Here is a 10,873-nt window from a genome sequence, read left to right on the forward strand (position 1 = left end):
CAAACAATTGACATACTACAAATCTCTTTTTACCATGCGCTTCTTCGGAATGATGCTCTGCATTTGCGGCCTTTCTTTGGCTGCAAAGGCGCAAAAAGTGATCGTGGGCAAAGTACTTGCCGAAAAATCTAAAGTGCCGCTTTCCGGCGCATTCGTGATTTATGAATCAGATACCGCCAGGACCGATAGCCTGGGTGGATTTATCCTGTCGACCAAAGCCGAAGCCAAAAACATACTGGTTATTGCAGAGCATTATCAGCAGGCCATCATCACCCTTAGAGAAGAACAAGACCTGATGTTGACCATCATGTTGCTCCCTAAAGATAAGTATGGTGATTTTGTGGATGACCGGAAGAATAAGGGTATGATCCATCCCGATTCTATAAAAAATGCGGGTAATGATACCAGTAATTTTTCAGGCACTATTTCAAAGATAAATGGTAAAGTGATTGATGCAGACAAAGGGGATATCATTCCCGGCGTCTCCATTTATATGAAAGAGGAAGAAGAGGGTACTGCAACTGATACAATGGGCAATTTTCAATTGCTATTCGGCGGAGACAAACAGTCTTTACATATCTCCGCATTGGGTTATGAAGAAATCGATACTGTACTATCCTTATCAGCCGGCCAGCTTCCGGTCACTATAGCCTTACAACCTTTGGTGAGTGAGTTAAACGAAGTATTGGTCAAAGGAAAGCGCAAAGGCAGGTATCGTAATAAGAATAATCAGGCCGTAATGCTGATCAAAAAGGTTATCGATCATAAAGAAGACAACCGGATGCAGACCAACGAAGACAGTAAATACATTAGCTATGATAAGATGGTCTTTTATGTGAGCAATCTTCCGAGAGCTATCAAACACAATTTCCTGTTCCGTAAATTCCGTTTTATTTTCCAGAATGAAGATACTGCCATGCTGAAGGGTCGAAAACTACTTCCGATGTATGTTACGGAAAACATTGCAGATAACTATTGGAGCAAGAAGCGGCAAAAGACCGCTAAAATCATGACTTCAGAGAAAAGAATGCGCTTTGGCAGTAACCTGATCGAAAGCAATAACATTTCTTCTTTTCTGGATCGGCTTTATGACCAGGTAGATATTTATGATAATAAGATAAGGGTGTTGAGCAATTTCTTTTTAAGTCCCATTGCACCGGCTGCACCGCAATTCTACAAATATTATATTGTAGATACCAATATGGTAGGTGGCAAACAGGTGGTACAACTGGAGTTTGAACCGAGAAATAATAAAGATTTTCTATTTATCGGTACCATATTCGTTACTCTCGATCCCGATTTTGCCGTCACTAAAATTAAAATGGGGATTGCCAAAGGCATTAACCTGAACTGGACCAATGACCTGAAAATCGATCTGGACTTTGAAAAACAACAAAACAGCGGCAAATACTGGCAGCATAAAAGCAGTTATTTTGTAAACTTCGGGCTGTTCAATTCCAAAAGAGGGGCGGTTGGTGTACGCTATACTGAAAAAAGCGATTACCAGACCAATATCACCATTCCCGATACGGTTTTTAAGGAAAAGCAGAAACCCTTAGAATATTTTGGAGATACTACGCTAAAGAAATCGAATGAATTCTGGGAAGAAGAACGACCCAAATCCCTAAGTTTTTTTGAGAAAAAGGCCTACAAAAACATAGATAGCCTGATTACCCTAAAGTCGTATAAAAACATGCTCGAATGGGGTTATGTGTTGGGTACGGGTTATAAAAACCTGGGATGGGTAGAATTAGGGAGCATCTACGATCTGTATTCCTATAATCAGCTCGAAGGGCATAAATTCCGGGTGGGGGCAAGAACCAATATTAAAAAATGGCAAAACTTCTTACTGGAAGGATATGCCGCCTATGGTTTACGGGACGAAAGATTCAAATATTATATCGGGGGCAGTTATTCCCTTACAAAAAAATACATTTATGGCTTTCCGATGCATTATGTAAAAGTCAGCTATCAGTCTGACGTACGCGCACCTGGCCAGGAACTGGGTTATGCCACTCAGGAGAAAATCTCGGACATTGCCAAGCGTGGAGACGGTAACCGCTGGATCTATAATAAATTATTTACGGCGCAGTATAATAAGGAATTGCAAAACCACATGACCTTCTCGCTAAGCTATAATTTATGGCAACAAGAGGCGGCAGGCAATCTGTATTTTACCAGGGCTTCGGGCACCAACGATACCATACGTAATATCTCGACCAACGAAGTAAGTCTCAATTGGAGATGGTCGCCCAGGGAAAAATTTTACCAGAACAAAAGATACCGTGGTTATATCAGCAATGGTGCTTTGGCCATAAATGTGAAAGCGACGCTGGGCTTCAACGATGGTTACGGCGATGCGGTGATTCCTTATCAACGACTGGATGTCAACCTCAGCAAAACCTTTTTCCTTGCACCTTTCGGAGAGGCCAGGATGAGCTTGGATGCCGGGTATTTACGGGGAAATGTACCATATCCTTTATTGTTTATCCCACAGGCCAATCAGACCTACCGCTTTAGTGTAGGCGCTTATAATATGATGAACTTTATGGAGTTTGCCAGCGATCAATATGTAGGGCTTACCGTAGATTATCATTTGAAAGGATTTATCCTAAACCGGATTCCATTGGTAAACAAATTGAAACTGAGAGAAGTATTCTGTTTTAAAGCACTTTATGGAGGTATTCGCAACAGCAATCTGCCGCAATTCAATAAAAACCTGTTATTGTTTCCGGCCGATGCTAATGGCCGGCCGATTGTAAATAGTTTTGGCAACGTTCCTTATATAGAAGCCAGTGTTGGTGTAGAAAACATACTGCAGGTATTGCGGATTGACTTTGTTAAACGGTTTACTTATACCAATCTGCCCAATGCGCCAACTACGGGGATTCGCTTTAGTTTTGGTTTTGATTATTAAACAATTACACAAAAATAAAACTGACGGGATACAACATCTTACTGCCTTATAAGTCTATTTTTCTTCAGGGAAATCCCTGCTTATAAAGTCTTGTTGAGAAAGAATGTTGATCCATTTTGTCATATATTTGCCATAAATTTTGAAACTATTATGAACACAGGACTTTTACATGTACACAGCCTATTGCGCTATCTGATCATTATCGTTGCGATCTGGGCTATTATCAAGGCTGCATCGGGTATGAGCGGCGGCAAATCATACACAAAATCAGATCAGAGACCAGGGTTGTTTTACCTGATTTTCATGGATCTGCAATTAGTAGTAGGACTATTACTTTATGTAATGGGTAATTTTGGGATCAAGCAAATACAAGCTTTGGGTATGGGAGAGGTCATGAAAAACGGCGTTGCGCGCTTTTTCGTGATGGAACATACTTTGGGTATGCTTCTTGCGTTAATTTTAGTGCACATCGGTTATGCCAACACTAAAAAAGCAGGCTTAAGCGATCAGAAAAAATTCAGTAAATCCTTTTGGTGTTTCCTTATTTCCTTTATTGTGATCCTGGCGTCTATTCCTTGGCCATTCAGGGAATTAGGCAGAGGCTGGATGCCCGGAATGTAAGGTTAATTCAAGATAATTATTTATGTTTGGTATGAAGTTTAAAAACTTCATACCTTTTTTTATTTACCGATAAAAATATAGTCGCAGATCCAACGATGCAGATCTTCCGGCCTTAAAACGAACGTATGAAATATATCTATGTCCTTTACGCTTTATTGACCTTTATCCTGTTTTTCTTGGCCTTGTTACCCTTCTTTTTTATACTGAGTTTATTTGGGGCCTGGGGACGTAAAGCGATATGGAGATTGGTACAAGGCTGGAGCTATGTATGGTTTTTCTTATTGGGCATGCGCACCCGGAAAATATTTGAGGCCCCTTTAGATAAAAATGAGGAGTACATTGTAGTCGTAAACCATATTTCCTATATCGACGTACCCATTATATTTAGAGCGATCCCGTTTTTTGTACGACCACTGGCCAAATTTGAACTGGGCAAGATCCCGCTTTTTGGGTTTTTATACCGGCAATTGGCCGTGACCATAGACCGTGCTAATGGGAAAAGCAAACTAGAAGGTAGTAAACAGCTAAAAAACACCCTTGAAGAGGGTAGTAGCATACTAATATTCCCCGAAGGTACGTTTAATGAGACAGGAGCACCACTCAAGAGTTTTTATGACGGTGCTTTTAGAATTGCCCTCGAAACGCAAACGCCCATTTTACCGGTTGTTTTTTTAGATGCCTTAGATATATGGAATTATAAAAGTTTTTGGTCCTTAAAGCCCGGAAAAAACAGGGTGGTATTTCTGCCGAAAGTGGCTGTGGCACCGTATGGCACTGATGTAAAACGCTTAAGTGCAGAGGTACATCGGCAGATGTGGGATACAATTAATGAGTATAAAAAATTGCCTTAATTCGTTCTGTAAAAAAAATGTGACAAATTTAAGATGGTTTATACAGAATAAATTTTTAAATTTGTTGTGCAAAAGGATTTTACAGTTTTGCGATTTGCAAATAATGCGACGTTCAAATTGAATTTATATTTTTTTGTTTTGTTTTTAGTTTAGAAAAAGGTAGTAGCCGTGCATTTCTGTACCAGCAACTACCTTTTTTACTGCCCTTTACTTTGTAAAAGTAGACTGCTCCCAAGCCTGTTGCATAATGGCCTTATCTTCCTCATTAGTATAATTGACATTGACACCGAAGTCATACCCCTTAATATACCTGCTGTATATGATCTGACGGAGCAATACTTTACCATCCGGTGCATAAACCGTAAAAGAATATTGTTCAAAAGCCAAGCCGTCTACCTGCATCGTTGTGGTAGCGGTAGAATCCACTTTTATTCCTTTTTCGGTATAGGTATCATAAACCAGCTTTTTTAGAAACAGGTTATGTTCTGTCCAATTGCCCTCTTTTAGGGTGTCGTAAGGCTCAATAGAAGACTGAAACATATTGAACTGATCTTTCTGGAAATTGGCTAAATGCTTTAAAGCAGAGAAGTCAACAGATTCTCCTAAGGTTTCTGTTAAAGCAGCCTCTCCCTTACTTTGCAGGGTCTCAACCATTTCTTTGTCAGTTACCTGCCATCCTTCGGGTATTTTTATCGTCCAGCCAATATCCTTACTGTAATAAGTCGTGCGTTTTCCAGTGCTTTTTTCCACTTCAGAAGTGCAGGAGCAGCAGAGGCTTCCCAGGAAGGCTATACCGATGATTTTTTTCATAAATAAATTGTAATAAGATGTTTATAATCATAAATATAAGTATTAAATGCAGGAGCGCAAATCTTTATAAATTCTGATGATGCAGGCATTATATTTTACATTGGGTAAAAATCGAAATAATCGTAACTTTGCACACCTATGTCAGATGCTATTCGCCACGAATGTGGTCTCGCTTACGTAAGGTTACTCAAACCCATTTCATACTATTTCTTAAAGTATGGTACTGCATTTTACGGCTTGAATAAGCTGTATCTTTTAATGGAAAAACAACACAATCGTGGTCAGGATGGAGCCGGTATTGCTACTTTAAAACTTAATGTAGAGCCCGGATACCAATATATGCACCGTTTGAGAGTGTCCGGTTCCGGAGCCATTAAAGAAATCTTTAACCAGGTAAATAATGAAGTATCAGAACTAGAAAAAATGTATCCTGATCTGAAAAAGCATCCCGGTTTATTGAAAGGTTACCTGCGTTTTATGGGAGAAGCCATGATGGGGCACTTACGTTATGGTACACAAGGCAGAAATAATGTAGCCTTCTGTCACCCATTCGTGAAACCCGATATCAATCCGGCGAGAAACCTGACGATGGCCGGTAATTTTAACCTGGTCAATACGGATGAGTTATACAATGCCTTAGAAGGAAACCCCACAGAAGAAGAGCGTAGCAGCGATTTGGGTGCTATGATTCAGACCGTGCACCACTATCTTTGTAAAGAAGAAGCCCTTTCTCCGGAAAATCCCGATTTAGTAAAAGTATTGCAACAGGCAACCAGCAAATTTGATGGTGGTTTTGTATGTGGCGGTTTAGTCGGTAATGGCAGCAGCTTTGTGATGAGAGATAAGAACGGTATCAGACCGGCGTATTATTATCAGGATGATGAGGTGATCGTAGTCGCTTCTGAAAGACCGGCGATACAAACAACTTTTGACCTGCAAATCGAAGATATTAAAGAACTGGAACCCGGACACGCTATTATTGTAGATGCAGAAGGAAAGTTCCATAATGAAAGAATCCTGGAAGCGGCACCCAAAACGGCTTGTAGTTTCGAGCGCATTTACTTCAGCAGAGGTAGTGATGCCGATATCTATAAAGAGAGAATTGCTTTGGGCGAAAACCTTTCAGACGATGTATTGAAAGCCATCGACTATGATTTAAAAAATACGATTGTTTCCTTTATTCCCAACACCGCCGAGATTGCGTTCTACGGCCTGATCAAGGGATTGGAAACCTTCCTCAAAAATATAGAAGCGGATCGTATCATCAAGAATAAACACAAGATGACCGATGAGGAGATCCGTGAACTGATTCATCGCAGGGTACGTATTGAGAAAATCGCGATCAAAGATGTGAAACTGAGAACCTTTATTACGGAAGACAGTAGCCGTGATGAAATGGTACAACACGTTTATGATATTACCTACGGTACCGTTAAGAAAGGCTTAGATACCCTGGTGGTTATTGATGATAGTATTGTAAGAGGAACGACTTTGAAACAAAGTATCCTTACGATGCTAGATCGTTTAAAACCAAAACGCATCATCGTTGTTTCTTCCGCACCGCAGATCCGCTACCCGGACTGTTATGGTATCGACATGAGCAAAATGGGTGATTTCATTGCCTTCCAAGCAGCAGTAGCCTTACTGAAAGACCATGGCAAAGAACATTTGATGACCGAAGCATACGAATTGTGTAAAAATGCAAGCGATGAACAACTGATGCAGGAAAATTATGTAAAACGTATTTACAATGATTTTACACCACAGGAAATCAGCGATAAGATTGCCGCTTTACTGAAGCCCGAACACGTAACCGCAGAAGTAAACATCATTTACCAATCTATTGAAGGATTACATAAATCTTGCCCCAATAATACAGGAGACTGGTATTTTACCGGTAACTATCCGACCAAAGGAGGTAATAGAGTAGCCAATAAAGCTTTTATGAACTATATGGAACGTAAAGAAGGAAGAGGATACTAAAATTTGTGATACATTGTGCTTAGGTTTGCCTAAATTCGTAGTCTAACAAGTATTGAGGCGTGTGAATATAATGATAACAGGTACGGGTAGCTATATTCCGACCGAAACCGTAACGAATTTAGACTTTGCTAAGCACAATTTTCTTAATGAAGACGGCAGTCCTTTTCCCCATTCTAATAAAGTGATTGCCCAAAAATTCCTGGATATTACCGGCATTAAAGAGCGCCGTTATGTTTCAGACCATTTAACCAACTCAGATATTGGCTTTATCGCAGCAGAAAAAGCGATCCTCGATGCCAAAATAGATCCTGAAACACTGGACTATATTATATTTGCCCATAACTTTGGGAATGTAAAAAATGCAGCCTTACAGACCGACATTGTACCCAGTCTGGCAACCCGTGTAAAACATAGCTTACGTATCAAAAATCCGAAATGTGTCGCTTACGACCTCATTTTCGGCTGTCCCGGTTGGATAGAAGGCGTCATACAGGCACAGGCCTATATCAAAGCGGGCATGGCCAAAAAATGCCTGGTTATTGGTGCAGAAACCTTGTCCCGTGTCGTGGATAGAAGCGACCGCGATTCCATGATTTATTCTGATGGCGCGGGTGCTACGGTAGTAGAGGCGATAGCAGAAGACAATCCTGCCAACAATTCCGGAATTCTGGCCTTTGAAACGGCAAGTTATACTTACGAAGAAGCTTATTATCTGCATTTCGGTGCTTCCTACAATAAATCCGAAGATCCCAATGTACGTTACCTGAAAATGTTTGGCAGAAAGATCTATGAATTTGCCCTGCAATACGTACCGCAAGCCATGACTGATTGTCTGGCCAAGAGTGGGGTACCGATCGGACAGATTAAAAAAGTATTGATACACCAGGCCAATGAAAAAATGGATGAAGCCATTATCCAGCGATTTTACAAATTACATGAAGAATCGGTACCCGAAGGGATTATGCCTATGAGTATTCATAAACTGGGCAATTCCAGCGTGGCAACCGTTCCTACTTTATTTGACCTGCTGCTTAAAGGAGAAATCGACAATCAATCGCTCAACAAAGGAGATACCGTAATCTTTGCCTCTGTAGGTTCGGGAATGAATATCAATGCAATCGTCTATAGATTATAAGCGTAAACAAGATATTGTATACAAACAAACCGCCAAAGCATCTTTAAGATACTTTGGCGGTTTGCTTATTTTATAACTATCTATATCTGGTAAACCTTATTCTATTGCTTTGCGAGCATAAGCAGATTTCAATAGTCTTTTTCAATATAAAGTAAACAGATACTTCGCAAAGAAGACTGCTGGTCCGATACGCTTAGGGTTACAACAAGGTAATCTTCCCTTTATAGATTGTTCCGTTTGCTTCCAATTGGTAATAGTAAATACCCGGAGCCAATCGCGAAACATCCACAACGGCTTCGTTACTTCCTTCCTGCTGTGTCAGTGCTTGTTGTAATACCACCTTGCCCAATGTATTGTTTAATTGAAACGTTGCTTTGCTTTCAATATCACTATTAGCATGCCAGCTAAGGTTTATCTTCCCTTTGGCCGGGTTAGGGTATACCTGGGCAGTTTCTTTATCCAAGCCCCCAATTTTTAATCCAGGAAATGTTTGTTTCCACCAATTTCCACCGGCACCACCATCAATTATTCTGAAGTAGGAATACCTTTCTATAAGGCCACAAGGGGTGGTGTTAACGCCTAAAGTCACTTTAAAGTAAGCACTGTTCCTAATGGTGGTATAATTGGTGATGAACCAACCATTAGTCAATGTGTTTAAGTTAAGGTCATTAAATGGTGTTGTTTGTATCGAGTCGCGGAATAAGCCGCCTGGGACTGGGACTCCTGAACTATTGACCTCTTGCACCGATAAGATATAATTCTGGATGGTGAGTACACCTGTAGGGGCAACGGTAGGCTGCTTTATTTCCACAGAAACGGCACCCAGCCAACCATCTCTACAAAAAATGCTCGATGCAGGCTGTGTATTAGATCCTGAATTGGCCAGCTGGCTGATATTGGTTACCCGATTTTGGGGAGTACAGCTACCGGGTCCCTTCATCGTAAAATCGGCTACCAGCCCGGCTCTTTTAATATTAAAAGTCTGGGTGATACTCACATTGCCGCAACCATTATTGAAGGTAAGTGTAAACTGAACCCCTCCTGTATAATTACCCAAATTGAACAATTGCCCTACATTAACACTGCCGCCCATTGACGGAGCTCCCAGGGGATTGCCGATAGTGCTTATAAGAAAGCCTTGAGGCGTGAAAGTATTTCCGGAAACGATACCTTTCTGCAAGGTAATCCCTGCGCTTGTAAAATACCCCCCTGTGGCGAACTGAATTGTCATGGGTGTATTATCACATAAAATCACTTCGGGAATCACCGGTGGATTGTTTTGCGAGAGGCCATTCAGTGTATAACTTGGACTCAGGCTGTAGCTCTTAAACGTCTCACCATCGATTTGCGTTTGTATTTTATACCCATTTCCACCACCTTTGATATATACCTGGGTCGTACCATTAATCTTCACGGGCAACAAGGTATTATTGGCAATATTCAGGGCATAAAGAAGGCCTGGAGTCGTATCCGTTTCAACCGGTGGATTAGGTCTGTTGGCCAGGTATAACTGTCCGTCCCGTCCCCGTTCTATTTCTGTATAACCCCAACTCAGCTGCGATGTTGTGGAGGGCAGCGTAACTGTTGCAAAAGTGTTGGTGGCCACACCCGGGTTGGATAGGGAAACATAATGCAGGCCGCCCGATAACTGAGCTCCATGCCAGCTGATATACACACGGTCATCGCCACCCGGCATCGGTACATATTCAAAGCCATGGATATGCCGGCCTGTTCCCGGTAGACCCGCAGCAAGATTAGTGGTGGCATAGCCGCCCGACATTACATCTATCGACCAGAGGTTGCCGTTGTTGTCGCTAAACAATACATACTTACCATTGGGGCTTACCTCCATTTGATTCTGGTATGCAAAGGTGGTGCCGGACAATGATACACTACACAGATACTGCACCGCACCAATTGTCCCGTTTACCGAAATCGTAACAGATTTTAGCGCCTGGTTGATATGGTCATAGAAATAAACGATCCTAGATCCATCAAACCGGATGGGCGCTATGGCTACGGTATGGGAATAGGCATCATATACCTGGTCAGAAAACAAGTCGACGCTGGCCGTTTCTACAACTGCCAGAGGATTGGTAGCATCCAGTTTTCTGACAACCAATTGATTGTTTGTCGGATAATGGTTCTGTGTCCATTCTACAGCATAATATTGCTTACAAATTCCGGGTATCGGAAACACATTCCGGTAGCCGGCATTTGCAACTTTCGTACCGGAAAGGTTATACGTACCACAACCAAGTACAAAGTCGAAGGCCGGATCACTCGCTGAAGAGGTAGAAATAACCTGGGGAGGAGCATGCAGGTATCCGGGCCATGAGGTGCCGCCGGTACAACCGATGCCCGGCATGGAAGATGGTACGCCAGTAGCCCCGTTAAAATTAATACGTGTAGCAGGCGGGATTACCCAGTCATAAGATTGTGCAGAAGCACCGAAGCTGACAGAGGAGAGGAGCACGATGGCCGCCGCCCGGCTGAGATGCTGTTTTAATTGGTCGATTTTTTTGATAACCATGAGTTTTAGATTTATTTAGTGTA

At 41.7% G+C, this 10,873-nt stretch carries 7 protein-coding genes; 5 read left to right on the forward strand and 2 right to left on the reverse strand.

What is annotated here, in order from left to right:
• Nucleotides 1-7 precede the first annotated feature (7 nt).
• From DBR32_RS09290 to DBR32_RS09300, 3 genes are all read left to right on the forward strand, one after another.
• Nucleotides 8-2,917 (forward strand): DUF5686 and carboxypeptidase-like regulatory domain-containing protein, encoded by a 2,910-nt coding sequence (locus DBR32_RS09290; RefSeq protein ID WP_124636034.1) that lies wholly within the window; start codon nucleotides 8-10, stop codon nucleotides 2,915-2,917.
• A 150-nt stretch (nucleotides 2,918-3,067) separates the two neighbouring features.
• On the forward strand, nucleotides 3,068-3,538 hold the full coding sequence (locus tag DBR32_RS09295) for a hypothetical protein (RefSeq protein WP_124636035.1): 471 nt from the start codon (nucleotides 3,068-3,070) through the stop codon (nucleotides 3,536-3,538).
• Nucleotides 3,539-3,663: 125 nt separating this feature from the next.
• Nucleotides 3,664-4,389 (forward strand): 1-acyl-sn-glycerol-3-phosphate acyltransferase, encoded by a 726-nt coding sequence (locus DBR32_RS09300; protein ID WP_124636036.1) that lies wholly within the window; start codon nucleotides 3,664-3,666, stop codon nucleotides 4,387-4,389.
• A 207-nt stretch (nucleotides 4,390-4,596) separates the two neighbouring features.
• Here the strand turns inward: DBR32_RS09300 and DBR32_RS09305 are convergent, their stop codons facing one another.
• Nucleotides 4,597-5,199 (reverse strand): hypothetical protein, encoded by a 603-nt coding sequence (locus tag DBR32_RS09305; RefSeq protein WP_124636037.1) that lies wholly within the window; start codon nucleotides 5,197-5,199, stop codon nucleotides 4,597-4,599.
• 258 nt (nucleotides 5,200-5,457) lie between these two features.
• On the opposite strand from DBR32_RS09305, the gene DBR32_RS09310 reads away from it, so the two are divergent.
• Both DBR32_RS09310 and DBR32_RS09315 read left to right on the forward strand, forming a co-directional pair.
• Nucleotides 5,458-7,182: an amidophosphoribosyltransferase gene (locus DBR32_RS09310; protein ID WP_233559704.1), complete on the forward strand. Its 1,725-nt coding sequence runs from the start codon at nucleotides 5,458-5,460 to the stop codon at nucleotides 7,180-7,182.
• 70 nt (nucleotides 7,183-7,252) lie between these two features.
• Nucleotides 7,253-8,317, forward strand: a complete 1,065-nt coding sequence (locus DBR32_RS09315) for a 3-oxoacyl-ACP synthase III family protein (protein ID WP_199724451.1) — start codon at nucleotides 7,253-7,255, stop codon at nucleotides 8,315-8,317.
• 199 nt (nucleotides 8,318-8,516) lie between these two features.
• Here the strand turns inward: DBR32_RS09315 and DBR32_RS09320 are convergent, their stop codons facing one another.
• Entirely contained in the window at nucleotides 8,517-10,850 is a 2,334-nt protein-coding gene (locus tag DBR32_RS09320; protein ID WP_124636040.1) for a T9SS type A sorting domain-containing protein, read from the reverse strand.
• Nucleotides 10,851-10,873: the final 23 nt, after the last annotated feature.

Source organism: Taibaiella sp. KBW10 (assembly GCF_003852495.1).
Taxonomy (GTDB): Bacteria; Bacteroidota; Bacteroidia; order Chitinophagales; family Chitinophagaceae; genus Edaphocola.